The sequence below is a fragment of the Halobacillus sp. B23F22_1 genome, from assembly GCF_043497005.1.
Lineage (GTDB): Bacteria > Bacillota > Bacilli > Bacillales > Halobacillaceae > Halobacillus_A.
Map to the genome: position 1 here is coordinate 1,019,011 of NZ_JBIEKE010000002.1, position 17,391 is coordinate 1,036,401.

Here is a 17,391-nt window from a genome sequence, read left to right on the forward strand (position 1 = left end):
ACTACAAATTTTCGAAGGGAGAACGGTTATGTTTAAAAAATCTGCAGCACTGCTAGTCAGCTCAACCATTTTATTTTCTGGCATCAGTTTAGGAGAGGGACAACAGGTTTTTGCTAGTGAAAATGAGAGCGGCAAAGATAAAGTTAAAAACGTTATTTATATGATTCCAGATGGTTACTCCGCAGGATATGCTACGAATTATCGTTGGTTCAAGGGAGAAGATTCCGTATTTGATCCTCATTTAAAAGGAATGATGAAGACGTACTCAGAGGACACAGAGGTAACTGACTCAGCAGCTGCTGGAACAGCAATGGCCACCGGGGAGAAAACTAACAACGGCATGGTTGGTGTTACCCCTGATGGAAAAGAACTCGACAGTATTCTTCAAGCTTCGGAGAATGCAGGTAAATCTTCTGGACTTGTAGCTACTTCTACCATAACTCATGCTACCCCCGCTGTTTTTGCCTCACATGTTAAGGATAGGGACAATGAAGCAGAAATTGCTCCTCAGCTGCTTGAAAGTGGTGTAGATGTATTACTGGGTGGAGGTAAAGAAATGTTTTTACCTGAATCAAAAGGAGGTCTGCAGGGAGAAAATAATCTATTAGATCTAGCCGAGCAAGATGGTTATTCTTTTGTAGAAAACAAAGACGAACTGGCTAATGCAGAAGGTGATGAAAGAATACTCGGCTTATTTGCTGATGAAGCTCTTAGTCCTGAACTGGAACGGGGAGAAACCAACGAGCCTAGTTTATCAGACATGACTTCAACAGCCATTAACTCTCTCTCTCAAGATGAAGATGGCTTCTTCCTCATGGTCGAAGGCAGTCAAATAGATTGGGCAGGCCACGCTCATGATGCGGCCTGGGCGATGAACGATACGCAGGCTTTTGAAAAAGCCGTAGAAGATGCGTTGGATTATGCCAAGCAGGATGAAGAAACGCTCGTAGTGATTGCTGGTGATCACGAAACAGGCGGAATGACGGTTGGTTCAAATGGGGAATATGACGTTAAACAAGAGGTCGTTCAAGGTGTGAGTGCTACAGGAGACCACATGGCTGAGCAGTTGAATGAGGATAAGAGTAATATCGCACAAGTCGTAGAGGAGTATACTGGGTTAGAATTAACGGATGATGAAGTAGAAACGATTCGTTCAGCAGAAAAACCAAACGAAGCCATCAATAACGTTGTGAGTGACCGGGCCCTCGTAGGATGGACGAGTTCAGTACATACCGGTGTGGATGTCCCCATTTATGCTTATGGCCCATCCTCGGATGACTTTTCCGGATTAGTTGAAAATACCGATCTTCCGAAAAAAATGGCTGACGCTATGGGAGTGGAGCTTGGCAGTATAACAGAGGAAGAGTCGAACAGCGATAAGGAAAAAAATAAGGATAATCACATTTCCTGGGAAGGTGAAGGCGGATTGAACTACGCCACACCACTCGAGGGGTGGGATAAGAAGCGTAGTGTTGTGGATTACCTGAAATCCAATGGCTACCCATCGGACCTCAACTTTCGTGGCGAAATCGCTGCCAGCTTTGAAGTTGAAGATTATACCGGCACAGCAACACAAAACACGACAATGCTCGATCAGTTGAAAAAAGCATTAGACTAATAAAAAGACGAAGGCAGCCAGGCTGCCTTCGTCTTTTTTTGAAAATATTACAGATAGGTCTCTATCTTTTTCGTTAAGGCGTTATCTAATGTAAAGTTGCCTCCCCTGCAAAAATAGCCGAAGCACCCGCTAATACACAGAATCTGCTATTCATAGAGGTCAAATCTTTTTAGTTTTCCTTAAAGTCAAGGAGGTCAAGGAACACTTCTACATTTACATAATCCTTCGAGAAACCCGGCAGTAATTCCAACCAATGCACACCTGAGAAGATTCCTGCCACAATCATCATGCCAAAAAACAAGCTTAGAATAATGAAAGTAATTCCAGCACATTCAAGGCTTTCTCTTCGTTCAGTACTCATTATCCTTCTCCTTTCCTATTTTTTCAAACTCAATGGAAAGGATTACGGATAAAAGCCTTCATTTTCTTGATAAAAAATAGAGTACACAGAATGAGGTTCTATATATTTATTTTTTGGCACAAAAATTGGACATAAAGCTTTTTTTATAAAAGGAACCGGCGATTCATAGGCTTCTTCACTCGACAAAGAAAGGGTTGAAGGTGGATGTGACACAGCGGCAACTGTATATTGAACTGTTAGTTTTTCCTCCAGGGGGCCAAACGATGGTGGCTGAACCTTTTGAATTCCTATAAGTAACGTCAGCAAGATAATGAATATAAAAACTGCTGATTTTCTCTTCAATTGCTTTACCGCCTATTCTTCATTAATTTACAGATCTCCTCCATACTTATTTATTATAATATAACTTAACGTGAATGCTTCGAGGATAGTGAATAAGTACTAAATTGCGTATTAATCACTTCATCAACACGATAAAGTGGTGATCATTTAGTTCTCACCAGTTTTATTTTTAGTAATAACAAGCATCGAGTTGGCATTCTTTTGAAATTCATAGGACACACTTACTTCCTTCACTGTATACCCTTGAGCCTTTAAGTGGTCAATGACTTCCTCCATTCTCTTATAGCGCCTGCCCTCTAAATCAACGACTGGAAAAAGTCGGACTTCTTCTTTAGCAACCCTCACCAGTTCTTGAAGCGAACTCAGATGAAATTCATAGGTTAAGCGGTCTGCATACATAAACAAAAAATGAGCGGATAGGACGAGCTCAAATTCTTCATCTTTAAAAGGAAGTTCAGGAAGCACAACAGGAACATAACGATCGCTGGCTTCTTTCCAATCCTGTGTACAATTTTCTAATGCACTCTGTCTATACTTCTTTAGCTCCTCCATATTTTGAAAGTAACTCCATATGTAATTGCTTTTCGCCTCTTCCATATGTTCCATCGCATGCTGTAAATCTTGTCTTCCTTTTTCTTCAAGAACTTCACCGGCATGATCGTAAGCCATATCAGCTGCGGTAATATCTATCCCTTTTGATCTGCCAACGGCCGTAAACGAACAAGCACCCGAAGGACAATCAAGAATTTTCTTCCCTATTAACGATTCTTCCTTTAACGAAAACATATCCAGATACTCTTCGTATGTTCTTCCAATAAAAATAATCTTTTCTAAATTTAACTTTGTTCTGCTCATCTCTACTCACCTCATCTATTCTAGTTATGGGTTACTATACTGATATCCATCCACCCGTAAGCAACTTCATTAAGCTCACAACCATCAATCGTTATTGTCTTTTCATCGATGACCGCTCCACCTCTCTTTTCATAAAACCGACGGTAAGGATTGTCTTCAAGCACCCATACGAGCATCGACACCATGCCTTCACTGTAAAGCTTACGAGCCAGGGCCCCTAAAAGCTTTTGACCAAGACCAGCTCGCTGCACCTCTTTATAAAAATATATGGCGTACAATTCACCTCTGAAAGGGTATTTCCCTGTTCGTTCTAAACCGCCATGACAAAAGCCAACGACTTTTCCTTCATTTGTTTCAACGACAAATATAAAATTCTCATCATCTCTAGCGATAAAATTTTCCCACTTGGATATTTTATCACTTGGATCAAGAGAAGCTAAAAAGGAGTCAGGAAGAATATTTTCATATGTGGATTTCCAGCTGGTTGTACTGACTTTCGCAATCTCTTTAGCATCAGCCGCTGTTGCTTTTCGAATGTAATGCTTCATCATCCAACTCCTCAACCGGTTCTTTCTCCAACCATTCATTTATTAAAAATGAGGATCGGGCACCCATCGAACGCATATGGCTGCCGTTCCAAAGCACAGCATTTCCTTCCGGCAGTAATAAAACCGAATGGCGAAGTTGTGTCACGCGTTTATGTATCGCTTCATCGTCTTTTTGCGTATAGTGACACCAAATTGAGCAGCCTTCTATTAAATTAAGTCCAGCGACAGGATGTCCATTTTTTAAATGGGTAAGCTCTTTCGCGAATATAATAGCTCCAGCACTTTGTCCATAAATGATCCCACCGTTTTGAAAGTAGTCTATTAACACTTCATCAAACCCATCTTCTTTTACTATGTTTAATAGTCGACCGGAATCGCCTCCACTTATATAAATCGCTGAGAAAGCTTCTAAATCCTGACGCGTTTTAAGAGATACTTCTGTCCACATTACAACTTTTTTAATTCCGGCTTCATGAAACATTTGTCCAACATACTCAAAGCTTTCCTTATACGGTCTAACATGAGGATCACCGGCCAGAGGGATATATAATACCGGCTTCTCTTTGTTAATCAATTCGGCAAAGTAAACGTTTATAATGCGCGACTGCTCACCATTTCCTCCTCCGGACAATATTAAAGTCCCTGCCTTACCCCTTTCTGTTACTCCCGTTTGTAACTCTGTTCGGTTTCTCACCGTTACCCTCCTCTATAAACCTTTTTAATAGAGTTTGTGTGAAATTCTTGAATATGTTTGCCTTGTTCCACCCTATCTATGAAATATCCGTCAGTAAGTCGGCTGATCACTTTTTTCCAAAAAGCCTGGGAGGGTACGTTTTTCTCCATTTGGTGGACACTCCACGCCCCAGGATACTTATGAAAAAGCTGAGTGGCAGCTATTTTTCCAAATCCTTGACCATGGTACTTTGCAATAATAAAAAATTCTTCAATCGTATTCGGCTCATGCTCTGACTGACTTTCTAGAAGAGCAAAACCTATCAACTCTTCGTAATGCTTAATGAAATAAGCGTGAAAATAATCATTCTCCCAATATTTGTCTAAGTTAAACCATTGGTATGAACCATCTTCCTCTAATTGAATTGAAGGTATATATTTACTAAATTCATAGATGTAAAATTGCATCAGGTTGTGTAAAATATATTCTTCCTCAGCTTTTGCTTCCTGTAAAATGATCATATTTCCACCCCCTTCTATTTTAAAAAATAATCCTAAGTCATCTTGTTTCCTTGTTTGATACTAGAAATGATTCCCTTTCTAATGAGCTGCCCTGTTCCATAGAGAATACCGGTTAATACAATTACTTTATTTCTTCCAAAAGGTTTAAACCAGGCTCCATCGTTTGGCAGGAAATTGATCGCTAAGTATAACGAACGGAGAGTAGTCACAACGCTTACAATAAGAAAATATCTAAGCTTTACGGCCTTTGAGAAGATGCTGGTAACCAGTACAAAAAATATAGTTCCAATAAGTAAGAAATCTGCCTCTTCTTCTAATACCTTTCTTTGTTCATATTCGTAATAGTGAAAAAGAAAAGGAAACGGGAATAAAGCGAGAACGAAATAAATGAACTTCAAGACCATCACCATGCTGTTGTAATTTTTATCTAAAAGACATTCTCTTAAGGGTAATAAGTATCCCTGCATGAGAATCCCAGCTTATGTAAGTAATTATTTCAAATTTTATCAATATTCACAACAAAGGTGGCTATAATTTCATTTTTCAGCCCTGTCTCTTTTCTCTTTTTATTCATAAGCTATCGTTAACGAGCAAAAAGGTGGTGAGAAAATGAGCTATGGTTGTGGATATGGCGGATATGGCGGATATGGCGGATATGGTCGCAACAAAGGCGGCAGTTTTGCTTTGATCGTCGTATTGTTCATTCTTTTAATTATTGTTGGAGCCTCTTTTTATAAGTAATATAATTCTTTATTAAATAAGTTAAGGCATATGACCTTAACTTATTTATTTTTCGATCGTTACATATCTCCTTTTCCTACTCCTTGGCGCTTCCATAAAAGCAGTCCGCGTCAAAGACTACTGAAAAAGTCATTTACATAAAAGAGTAGTTCCAGTTTTTGTTTAAACTCACGAATCGCTTGGCGGTTGATGCTTGCCTCCTATGGCTACAGAGCCCTTATTGTTCTCAGCCTTTTAGCTTACTTCCGTCACAAACGTCTTAAAACAAAAGATCTTCTAATTGGAATTAAAACATGAAAACTCAAGATGCGTTGACTATTTCAACAGCAAATGGAAAACGAAGCTTTAAACTTAAAAAGGAATGGAAGACTTAAATCTCTTAAATTAGAAGAAAGCAGTCTGCCAGGAAATTAAACCCCGCACAGACTGCTTTTCTAATAAAGATTATGAATACCACGTATGCCACATGTGATCATTTCTTCCTCTGACGAAACAGTCAATGCGGTTTGACCCCCAGGACACAGCACTGGGTGCAGATCGAACGCCGCCCCTTGGAGCTCCAAGGTCTTCCCAATTACTCCACCTGGAACCATTCCACCACTTATGCCACAGTTCATTGTTGCTGCCTCGAACAAAGCAATCCAGTCGGTTTCTAGCCCACGAAGACACAGCCGGGGCATCATCAAAGCCACCGCGTGGTGAGCCAAGATCCTCCCAGTTACTCCACCTGGAACCATTCCACCATTTATGCCACATTCGATCATTTCTTCCTTTCACGAAACAATCAATGCGGTTTGGACCCCAGGATACCGCTCCAGGGGAACTTCTGACACCGCCGCGCGGTGAGCCGAGGTTTTCCCATTGACTCCAATTCGCTCCATTCCACCATTTATGCCATAAATTGTTATCATCACCTTGAACGAAGCAATCTAAGCGATTGGACTGCCAGGAGGCCACGGCTGGTGCTCCTTCAAACCCTGGAGGCGGAGAGCCAAGGTCTTCCCACTCACTCCAGCGTGACCCATTCCACCATTTGTTCCACATTCGATCATTTCTTCCTCTAACAAAACAGTCAATCCGGTTCGGTCCCCACGAAACCGCTCCCGGGGAACTTCTAACCCCTCCACGCGGCGCCCCAAGATCCTCCCATTCCCTCCATCTCGAACCGTCCCACCACTTGTGCCACATCCGATTATCTCTTCCTCGCACAAAACAATCTAACCGATTCGACTGCCAGGACGCTGCAGCCGGTGCTCCTCGAAAGCCATTAGGCGGTGCGCCAAGATCTTCCCACGGCTTCCAGCTTACACGCCACTGATTATCTCCCATCATCTGTGGTAATTGTACTGGATGGTAGTAAGGCTGGACATGTGGTGGATAAGTGTGAGGATGTTGATAAGGATTGGAATTTAACGAAGGCCCGCTTCTGTAATAAAAGTCGTAGTGTGGATGTGGTGGGAATCCATAATGATTCATCACAGGGGTACACCTCCCTTTAGTTATCGATATCAATTTTATGCAATTAGAGAAAGAATCATGAAAAAGAGGCAGGTAGGATTACCGGGTGAATTGGAATACGCTTCGATCTGCATTATTGTAAAACCTCTAGGCATAGTCACTCACTTAACCATTCCATCCTAATAAACTATAGTTATGTAAAATTAAGGAGGAGAACGAACAACTATGGTTTTTCCGTCTAATAATCAGTTTCAACCGATCTTATTAGGCGCTCAACCAATCTTTGACGTGGTAGGAGATGAGTCGCCCAGCTCAACAGACATCGTGGGAAACAGTCAATTTCCAGCTGCTTATTTTGCTTATGACGGGCAAAATATATATTTCCGCATCCGTTTGAATACAACTCCCATCAACGCCCAATTAACAGGTTTTCGAAATTTCACATGGGGCGTATTGATTAACACGTCCGGGACACCAGGCGTGTACGATTGGTTGGCGAATATTAACGGTTTAAATAATACGATTAATTTAGTTCAAAATACACAAAGGCAATTCAATTCATGGAATGACCCTGCCGAAGGAACGAACGGACAGGGGGCCCCGAACTACTCCAGGCCGATCGTCAATTTTGATACGGCTCGAGCAGTTCTAACCAGTGACGGCTCGAATTTCGGTGGAAATCCTGATTACTTTATAGACTTTCAGTTTCCGGCAAATGTTTTTTTTCAAACGCTCGGCATTAACGAGAGCACCCAGCTTCGAACCGTCATCTTTACTTCAGCAAATGCAAACAACTATAACAAGGATTCCCTGCGGACAAGTGAAGGCTTTCAATTTGTAAATGCTTTAACTAATCCTTCAGCTCCTGAAGATGTGGATGTACGTGCCGATCTTGCCGTTAGTAAATCGATTGCTTCAGGTCCTCAAAGTATATTAAATGGAGCTGAAGGCACATGGAATCAGACCGTAACGGTAACCAACACCGGTCTTTCGTTAGCGCGTCAGCTTTTTATAAATGATGTCATTCAAGTGGATCAGCTGACAAGCCTCCATAACGTGTCCGCTTCTTTGGGTAGTACAGCTTTTAATCAATCCACGAATACATTGTCGTGGAACATCGGCAATTTAAACCCTGGCGAAACAGTAAATTTATCGCATACTGTAAGCGGCACTTTCACCTCTTCAGGCACGAGGACGTTAAATACGGTAACCTCGTCTGGAATTGATAACTTTACCGGTGGACTACTCCCGGTTCGGACCGATTCAAATTCAATTAATGTTATTCAAGCGGCCGCGATTACCGGGCAAGTAACTTCAGGTCTCAATGGGCTGCCTTTAACCGGGGTAACTGTTGAATTAAGAGATGCAGGAAACGTGCTGATTGCATCTACCACTACAAACGGGAATGGAAATTATAATTTCACGAATGTAACTCCAAGTACTTACAACCTTACGTATTCTTTATCCAATTACATGTTGACAACGAGAACAACTGCAGTCGCAGCAGGTCAAACCGAGATTGTAAATGTCATTCTTCCACCTGATCCTGGTACTTTAACGGGATCTGTCCAAACGACAGGTGCTATGCCAATCTCAGGAGCTATTGTACGGGTTATTGATTCATTCAATACCGTCTTAGGAGAAGAAACAACGAATGCTCAAGGGATGTACACTTTCCCAAACCTTTCTCCCGGTTTCTACACGTTAACTGTAAGTGCATCTACTTTCCAATCACAGACAAGAGCTGTAACCATTCATTCTAATACACTAACAAATGAAAATTTCATTTTGCAGGATTCCCCGGGAACAGTTACCGGCACAGTACAGAATGAGACAAATACACCCATTCCAAATGCTTCTGTTCAAATATTGGACGCAGGGAACAATGTAATCGCTTCTGCAGTAACAGATGTCGGAGGCAATTACACTATCGACCAGCTTGCTCCTGGCACCTATTCACTTCGAACGAGGGCAGATGGTTATCAAACGAGTCTGCTTGGCTTCTCTGTCATGGCCAATCAAACAACCGTTCAGAATGTGACGTTGCTTGCTCAGCCAGGGACACTTTCAGGGGAAGTGACGGACAGCGAAACCGGCGATTCGATTGAAGGAGCTTCCGTTCAGGTAATCAGCCAGAGCGGCATAACTGTAGCCGTCGCACAAACAAATGCCGGCGGCAACTATACGATACCCAGCCTTCCAGCAGGTTCTTATACTGTAACCTTCAGCCAGGCTGGGTATGCATCTATAGTTTCAGGAATTATCATTCCGCCAAATGGGGTCATCGTTCTCAACGCTCAAATGAATCAAATCACTGGCAGAATTTCCGGGACTGTCCAATCAACAGGAGGGCAGGCGATCGAAGGTGCCATCGTACATCTGCTTCAAAATGGAATCTCAATCGCTTCTTCATTCTCTGATGAAATGGGTCAGTACACTTTTGCAAATTTAACACCCGGCAACTATACAGTAAGAGCTGCAGCCAATAATTTCGAAACGGAGGCTCTCGGTGCACAAGTCAATGCGTTTGAAACGACAACCATTAACTTTTCACTGGCGCAGAATCCAGGTACTCTTACCGGTACAGTAGTGGATACAGGAAATAACCCAATTCCAGGCACAATTGTAACAGTAAGGGAAAGTGTGAGCGGCGCGGTGGCAGGGACAGGAATTACAGACCAGAACGGTGAGTATATTCTCACCCAGCTGGCGCCGGGTATATACGCTGTGACCGCCGCAGCCGATAACATTCAATCGGCCACGTTAGGGACTGTAATCGAACCAAACGCCATAAGTAATTTGAATTTCACTTTAATGGCTAACCCTGTTTCCATCAATGGCACAGTGATAAATCAACAGACTGGAGATCCGATCGAAGGCGCACAGATTGAAGTCAGAGTACTCGATGTGAACGGAACAGTGATCCGCAATGTATTAACAAATAACTTCGGTGAATTCTTAGTTGATCAACTGGCGCCGGGGACGTATACGGTTGTAGCATCTGCTCTGTCGTTCCAGACCAATTTTGCAACGGTTACCGTGCCTCCAGGCGGGCAGGAAACGGTTCAAATCGCCCTGACTCCTAATCCCGGCTTATTAACAGGTTCAATTACTGCGGCAGCATCAGGAAGCCCGATTGCAGGAGCCGTCGTGCAAGTCGTCACTTCAGAAAATGTATTAATCGAAACCGTATTAACGGATCAAAACGGCCAGTACACGGCAGGCGGACTTCCACCTGGAAACTATAATGTGGTTGTAACGGCTGCTAATTTCCAAACGAAGGTTGGCGGAGCAATCATACTAGCTGGTACGACCTCCACCGTCGATCTAATGCTTATCGCTAATCCAGGCGCAATTAATGGAACAGTCACGCCGGTGCAGCCTAATAACATTGTCCAGCTTTACAACACCAACAATGTTTTCATCACTAGTGTTATAGCTGATCAGAATGGCTTTTATTCCTTTATGAATCTAGCCCCGGGTAGTTATATTGTTACTGGCAGCGCCCCGAACTTTTCTACAGTTTCTACAGGTACATTTGTTAATTCTGACGAGACGACGACGGTCGATATCAATCTAACGGCGAATCCCGCATCCATTGCAGGTACTATATTTGATGAAAATGCTAATCCTATTTCCAATGCGACCATTCGAGTATTTGACTCTAATGAAGTTTCTCTAGGAACTGCAGGAACAGATGCCGAGGGGAATTATTCCATCGGAAATCTTCCGCCTGGGGCTTTAACTGTGGTTGTTACTGCGCCTGGTTTTAGTCAGGTGATATCAGGTGTCATTCTTCAGCCGGGTGAATCACAGGCAGATGTCGATTTCACGCTTGCCGCAAATTCTGGTGCAATCAGCGGGCTGGTTATAGATGCAATAACTGATGATTTATTAGCCAACGTATCTGTAGTTATACGTCAAGCGGGGAGTTCAGACCAAATTGTAGCTTCCGCCACCACAAGTCCGTTTGGAAATTATACGGTCAGCGGTCTTTCACCTGGAAGTTACACCGTTACGGCTTCTTTGCCGGGGTATGGAACGATAACTGTTGGAGCTATAGTAGTCAGTGATACTACAACAAATGCGAACATTTCTTTAATTCAATTAGCAGGATCCATAGAAGGACAGCTGATCGATGCTGACGGAGATCCGATCACAGGAGCAAATCTGCAGCTGAAGCTTTTAAATGATTTAAATGTGACCATCATTACCATACTCGCCAATCCAGATGGAAGCTTTGTATTTAGTAATATTGAGCCTGGCACATATGTCATTCAGGCGTCTGCCCCCGGTTTTCAGTCTAAAAATGTAGGGGTTTTGGTTCAAGCAGATGCGATTACGCAAAGTGTCATTCAATTAGATTCTTCCCCAGCGGTTTTAACAGGTCAGGTGATCAGCCAGCAATCTGGCACGGGAATTATTGGAAGTACAGTAACGGTTTCTGATCCATTAACAGGTTCTATCCTGGGCAGTGGTTTTACAAATCAAGCAGGAGAATTTCGTATAGAAAATCTTCCGGCTGGTTCCTATAACGTTACAGCTTCTGCATCCAATTTTGGATCTGCCTCGACAGCAGTCGTATTAACAGCAGGAGACGAATCAACCGTTATTCTTTCCCTTGCTTCAAATCCTGGTCAGGTTACCGGAACTGTTATTGACAGGATTACCGGCTTCATTCTCGCAGGCGCAAGTGTACAGGTATTTGACCAGACGGGAGCTTTTGTCTTCTCAACAAATACGGATGCTCAAGGAAATTATATCGCTACAGGACTGTCTCCAGCAACTTATACCGTCTTATCAAGTTTCAATGGATATGCCAATCAATTAATCAGTCTCACAGTGACAGCAGATGAAACATCGATTGCCAGCTTTGCTTTGGATCCCAATCCTTCTACTCTAACCGGGCAGGTTACAGATGATAACGGGTCGCCGATAGCCGGTGCCCAAATTATTGTCAGACAATTTACAGCGGCAGGACCGATTATTGCTACAGCTTTAAGTCATGATGATGGATTTTACCTTATTCCGGGATTACCACAAGGATCTTTTACTATCATTGCCACAGCACCAAATTACGGAACGCAAGCATCCTCCGTTCTGCTTGAGCCGGGAGAAACCATTATTCGAGACTTCATTCTCACCCAATTGGTATCTTCCGTTACAGGAACCGTTACCGATGCGGGCACAGGTGAGCCTTTAATCAACGTACTCATTCAGCTGCTGGATACCAATGGAATATTGATTGGTTCTTTTCAAACCGATCCAAATGGCACGTATTTGATTGAAGACTTTACCCCTGGCTCTTACATCTTGACGTTCACTCAGCATGATTATCAATCTCAATCTCTAAGTTTTTCGACAATGCCTGAAGAAACTGCCACTGTAAATGCTAGGTTAGCAGCAGATCCAGGCACTTTATCAGGAGTCGTCTTAGATAATGAGTCCAATCCATTAATTGGTGCTTCGGTAAGAGTATTTCCGGCATTAGGAATACTACCCATTGCTACTTTAGTTACAGATGGAACCGGGAGTTTTAATTTATCAGGGGCAGCACCAGGCGCCTATGTATTAACAGTAAGCTATGAAAATTATTCAACTGGGCAAACAGGGATTACGGTTATTTCTAATCAAACAACCAGCTCAACGATTATTCTTTTCCCTGACCCAGCAACTATTACTGGTCAAATCCGTTCATCCACGGGGGTTCCGATTACGAATGCTACAGTAAGGGTCGTCGATCAAAATGAGACAGTATTAGCCACTGTAGTAACGGACGAATTTGGGAATTATGCCATAACCAACCTCCCGCCTGGAAATCATCAAATCATTATTAGTGCTCCAGGATTTGGTGCAGTGGTCGGAGGAGTTATTTTAGGACCGGGAGATATTATAAATAACTTAGATTTCGAGTTAACTGCCAACCCGGGACGTATACAAGGTCAGGTAACAGATACGCTGACAGGTGAACCTGTCACAGGCGCTATTACCGTCGTCCGAACAGTTGGAGGAATCCCGGTTGTGGTTGCTTCGTCTTTCACCGATGAAAATGGAAATTATTTAATTGAAGGGTTAGCGCCTGGCTCGTATTCTGTGACAAGTACGGCCACAGGATATGGAACGACTGTCGTAGGAGCTATTATTGAAAGTGACCAGACAACTACAGTCAATATCGGCTTATCTCCAATAGTTGGATCTATCTCTGGTCTTGTAACGAACCAAAACGGCGATCCCCTCACAAACACAGCGGTAGAAATAAAAGTCTTCGACCAGGCAGGGAATTTAATTATTATCGTTTTAGCTGATTCAAATGGACAATTTACAATTCCAGAACTTAACCCAGGGTCTTATCAGCTTACGATTAGTGCGCAAGGCTTCTCATCCCAAACGGTTGGTGCGGTTGTGGAGGCTGGAGAGGATACGTTTCTAACGATCCCGTTAGCATCGAATCCAGCACGAATTACAGGGCAAGTCGTTGATTCTGTAACTAGTGATCCAATCTCTGGAGCAATCGTAACTGTATCGGATGTAAATGGACTCCCAATTACGAACGCTGTAACGGATCTTAATGGAAACTTTTTAATCGGAGGTCTGCCGCCAACAACTGTAATTGTGTCGGCTGTAGCAGCGGGGTATGGATCTGCATCAACGGCTGTGTTGTTATCACCAGGAGCTACTGTATCTACGACAATCGCATTAACTCCACAACCCGGCGGAGTGACGGGGGTTGTAACATCCGCTGTCACAAGTGAGCCAATTTCTGGAGCTACTGTACAAATCTTTGATGAAACAAGAGCCTTAGTAGTCACATTGACGACTGATCCAAATGGGTTATACTCTTTCACCAACTTATCCGGAGGGGTTTATCGGATTGTAGTTTCAGCGGCTGGATTCGGTACTGCACTTCAAGACGTAACGGTCTCTTCTAATCAGATAACAACTGCAACCTTTTCACTTGTTGAAAATCCAGGAAGTATTCGAGGTACAGTAATCAACCAAGTTACGGGAGAACCTTTGCTTGGTGTTACAGTTGTGATCAGGCAGTTCTCTCCTACAGGGCCGATCATCCAAACCATCGCGACCGACAGTAATGGTCAATTCCTAGTTGAAAACTTAACACCGGGAGCATACACCGTTACTGCATTTACTCCGTCGTTCGGCTCTCAAAGTGCCTCTGTTCAAGTAAATGCAAACCTTACAACTGAAGTCACCTTAGAACTTCTGCCAAATGCAGGTACGGTTGAAGGAATGGTCACTTCTTCGGTTACAGGAGCGGGATTATCTAATGTCAGGGTTTCCGTGTTCGATGATAACGGGATCCTTGTCGTTACCGTTCAAACTGACAATCAAGGAAGATATCAGGTTGAGGGCTTAAGACCGGGAAGCTACACGATTACCTTTTTCCATCCAGATTTCCAAACGGCAACAATCGGTACTGTCATAATTGCTAATCAAACCTCAACTGTTAATGCCGCACTTCAACCAAACCCTGGCAGGATTGAAGGTCAGGTGTTTGATGCATTTGAAGAAGTTCCACTGATTGGAGCGGTTGTTCAACTTTTCCCGTCTCAAAGCCTAATTCCTATAGCAAATGCAGTGACAGATGACAACGGCTTTTATTACTTACCAGGAGTTGCGCCGGGCGAATATATTATCACCGCTTCTTTTGCGGGTTATGCCCGTGCAGCTGTAGGAGCGACAGCAGCAGCCGGGCAAACCACGACAGCCAATTTATTTTTAATTCCTGATCCAGCCTCTATAAACGGCACCGTCACCTCCTCTGAAGGAGGCCCGATTCAAGGAGCATCCGTTCGAATTGTGTCTCAGGATGAAGTGGTGCTGGGGACAGCACTGACGGCAGCAGATGGTTCCTATTTTATCGGGAATCTTCCTCAAGGTTCGCATACGGTTGTATTCAGTGCTCAAGGCTTTGGCACAGAATATAGAGGAATTACTTTGACTGTTGGTGAAGAAGAAGTCGTCAATGCTGTACTTTACCCAAATCCTGGAGCGATAGCCGGCCTCGTATACGACACCCAAACCAGCCAGCCGATTATTGGAGCAGATGTAGTTGTCCGACGAATCATTGGAGGGTCATCCATTGTCGTTGCAAATGCCACCAGTGACCAGGATGGAAAATATTTCATTCCAGGATTGTCGCCAGGAGTGTTTACCGTTAGTGGAAGCGCCAATGGATATGCTGTGAATACTATAGTTGTCGTAGTGGCACCCGATGAAATTCAAGAATCCAACATCCCTTTAACGTCTCTAACCGGCAGACTTGAAGGTCGAGTGAGGGATACAGAAGGAGATCCTATCACTGACCAACAGGTGAGTGTTCGAATTTTTGATGAGGAAAATCGTTTAATAATCACCCTATTAGCCAATAATCAAGGAGAATTTTCAGTTCTCAACCTGGCGCCTGGAAACTACACAACAGCAGTCTCCACGCAAGGTTATGAATCCACGATCGTTCCTTTTTCCATTGAGGCCGGATTGACAACTTCCATTACGGTTATTTTAGGCGTTCAGCCTGCGACGTTATTTGTAAATGTTAGAGACCGGGTTACAGGAGAACCGATTGCTGGAGCTGGTGTTTCCGTTTTACTTCCCGATGGGAGACAGGTAGGTGATGGAGTCACGGACAGCGATGGAGTCGTGGTTCTTACCGGGCTGCCACCGGGTGAACTGAGAGTTGTAGCAGCAGCAGTGAATTACTTCTCTGAGAATGCAGCTATCATCCTCGCACCTAACGAAGTGCTTGAACTCACAATTACCCTTCAACCCATTTCGTTAGGCCGTATCATCGGGCAGATTGTAGATCAAGATACCACATTCCCTATCTCAAACGCACTCGTTGAATTAATTAACGAGAATGGGGAAATTATTAATCAGACAGCAACTGATTCAGAAGGTTTATTCCGATTTGAAGACGTTCCCGAAGGACCGTACCGGCTGCGCATTTCTGCCCTAGGATACGAAACACTAACCGCATCCATCCAAGTGTTTAATGGGGAGACTACCTTCGTCAGAATTGAACTGCTGCAAGAAGGAAACCCTTGTTTACTTGAGAATCGAGAAGTCACGTGCACAATTGAAAACATGAGCTGCCAAGAGGTTAACTCTGAAGACAGGGAAAGCTTTATTGTTCAGATCAATGGAGAAGATACGGTATTACAATTGGTTAAACTTGCGTTATCGTTTACGATCCTACTTGAAGTTGAAGGAGAAAATGGCGCTTGCACCAGCGATCCGATTCAGCAGACGGTTTACACTCAGGCTTTATTGTGCGCACCTGATGGATCCAGGATTACGTGTACTATAAATGATATATTCTGCTGCGCAGACCTTCAATGCCGCGTAGGAAACGTAAGCTCTGTCCTGCCTCAGTTAAGTTTAAACCTTACTATCCAATCTTTACACAATACTACGGTAAGCATAGAAGCTTTCTTAGATTCCCAACCTCATGAAAACCTTTGTATTAACGTTGACCGTGTATTAGATTGGGTAAGTACCTGTCTCACGAAAGAAATTCATTTGGAGAATGATCTTCTCACCTTCACCTGCGATATTAATTAGAAAAGAGTTTTATAAAATAAGAAATTGATAATCTTCCTCTATGCCAATCGGTGTGGGGAAGGTTTTCGCAAACGTACACGTTCGTATCGGTTATTTCTTTTTTCTATGATTATAGTATCCTCCGCCTAGAGCACCTAGTATAATGATAAATATCGCTACAAGGATAGAAATATCCATAGTTTTACCACTCCTCTTCTCAGGGTAAGTACCTGTATTCAATGTTCGGTAGAGTTGGTACGAAAAAATGAACCCATTGTGTCCACAATGGGTTCATTTTCTTCTTACTTAACCTTCAATTGGCTCATCAAATAAATCTGTATATTTAGCAACATTTTCATGAGTGAATTCAAAACCCATTTTCACTTCACCGAAACCCGGCTGATAAAAATAGCCCTGAACCTCATAGCTGTTATTGTTTTCTCTAACCTTAGTTAAATGAAAATAAGGTCTAAAGTACTGTGCCATTTCTTCTAATTTTTTGTTGCGCACTTTAATCCATTGCTTTTTAAGTTCTTCTGAAGGAAAGTCCGTTTCTCTTAACATGTGGTCACTCCTCTAAGGAATTTCATTTCTATAAAACTGTGAGTACTAACTTTATGATATATAAGCTCACAGTTATTTTCAACTGCTTAATAAAAGTTAATTAGACTCTCTTATTACCTTTTACCTACATACCTGAGAAAATAAACGTAAAC

Annotated in this window: 12 protein-coding genes; 3 read left to right on the top strand and 9 right to left on the bottom strand. The window is 42.9% G+C overall.

Going from position 1 to position 17,391, the window contains the following annotated elements; all coding sequences use genetic code 11:
* Positions 1 to 28 precede the first annotated feature (28 nt).
* Entirely contained in the window at positions 29 to 1,618 is a 1,590-nt protein-coding gene (locus ACGTNH_RS12910) for an alkaline phosphatase (RefSeq protein WP_394587284.1), read from the top strand.
* Between the two features lie 169 nt (positions 1,619 to 1,787).
* Here ACGTNH_RS12910 and ACGTNH_RS12915 read toward each other — a convergent pair whose 3' ends face one another.
* The 7 genes from ACGTNH_RS12915 to ACGTNH_RS12945 form a co-directional block, all read right to left on the bottom strand.
* Positions 1,788 to 1,979, bottom strand: coding sequence for a hypothetical protein (locus ACGTNH_RS12915; RefSeq protein WP_394587285.1), 192 nt, complete (start codon positions 1,977 to 1,979; stop codon positions 1,788 to 1,790).
* 42 nt (positions 1,980 to 2,021) lie between these two features.
* A complete protein-coding gene (locus ACGTNH_RS12920) occupies positions 2,022 to 2,321 on the bottom strand; it encodes a hypothetical protein (RefSeq protein ID WP_394587286.1) in 300 nt (99 codons plus the stop codon).
* 147 nt (positions 2,322 to 2,468) lie between these two features.
* On the bottom strand, positions 2,469 to 3,176 hold the full coding sequence (locus tag ACGTNH_RS12925; RefSeq protein WP_394587287.1) for an SAM-dependent methyltransferase: 708 nt from the start codon (positions 3,174 to 3,176) through the stop codon (positions 2,469 to 2,471).
* A gap of 20 nt (positions 3,177 to 3,196) precedes the next feature.
* Positions 3,197 to 3,724, bottom strand: coding sequence for a GNAT family N-acetyltransferase (locus ACGTNH_RS12930; protein WP_394587288.1), 528 nt, complete (start codon positions 3,722 to 3,724; stop codon positions 3,197 to 3,199).
* Positions 3,690 to 4,418 carry a Type 1 glutamine amidotransferase-like domain-containing protein gene (locus ACGTNH_RS12935; protein ID WP_394587289.1) on the bottom strand — a complete coding sequence of 243 codons (729 nt, stop codon included), beginning with the start codon at positions 4,416 to 4,418 and terminating at the stop codon, positions 3,690 to 3,692. The genes ACGTNH_RS12930 and ACGTNH_RS12935 overlap by 35 nt, the downstream gene beginning before the upstream one ends.
* 2 nt (positions 4,419 to 4,420) lie before the next feature.
* Entirely contained in the window at positions 4,421 to 4,918 is a 498-nt protein-coding gene (locus ACGTNH_RS12940; protein ID WP_394587290.1) for a GNAT family N-acetyltransferase, read from the bottom strand.
* A 32-nt stretch (positions 4,919 to 4,950) separates the two neighbouring features.
* On the bottom strand, positions 4,951 to 5,385 hold the full coding sequence (locus ACGTNH_RS12945) for a hypothetical protein (RefSeq protein WP_394587291.1): 435 nt from the start codon (positions 5,383 to 5,385) through the stop codon (positions 4,951 to 4,953).
* A gap of 142 nt (positions 5,386 to 5,527) precedes the next feature.
* Here ACGTNH_RS12945 and ACGTNH_RS12950 point away from each other — a divergent pair, with 142 nt between their 5' ends.
* Positions 5,528 to 5,659, top strand: coding sequence for a YjcZ family sporulation protein (locus ACGTNH_RS12950; protein WP_394587292.1), 132 nt, complete (start codon positions 5,528 to 5,530; stop codon positions 5,657 to 5,659).
* 444 nt (positions 5,660 to 6,103) lie between these two features.
* Here ACGTNH_RS12950 and ACGTNH_RS12955 read toward each other — a convergent pair whose 3' ends face one another.
* On the bottom strand, positions 6,104 to 7,135 hold the full coding sequence (locus ACGTNH_RS12955; protein WP_394587703.1) for a PLL family lectin: 1,032 nt from the start codon (positions 7,133 to 7,135) through the stop codon (positions 6,104 to 6,106).
* A gap of 207 nt (positions 7,136 to 7,342) precedes the next feature.
* On the opposite strand from ACGTNH_RS12955, the gene ACGTNH_RS12960 reads away from it, so the two are divergent.
* A complete protein-coding gene (locus tag ACGTNH_RS12960) occupies positions 7,343 to 16,696 on the top strand; it encodes a carboxypeptidase regulatory-like domain-containing protein (RefSeq protein ID WP_394587293.1) in 9,354 nt (3,117 codons plus the stop codon).
* A 285-nt stretch (positions 16,697 to 16,981) separates the two neighbouring features.
* Here ACGTNH_RS12960 and ACGTNH_RS12965 read toward each other — a convergent pair whose 3' ends face one another.
* Positions 16,982 to 17,239: a hypothetical protein gene (locus ACGTNH_RS12965; protein ID WP_394587294.1), complete on the bottom strand. Its 258-nt coding sequence runs from the start codon at positions 17,237 to 17,239 to the stop codon at positions 16,982 to 16,984.
* Between the last annotated feature and the right edge of the window lie 152 nt (positions 17,240 to 17,391).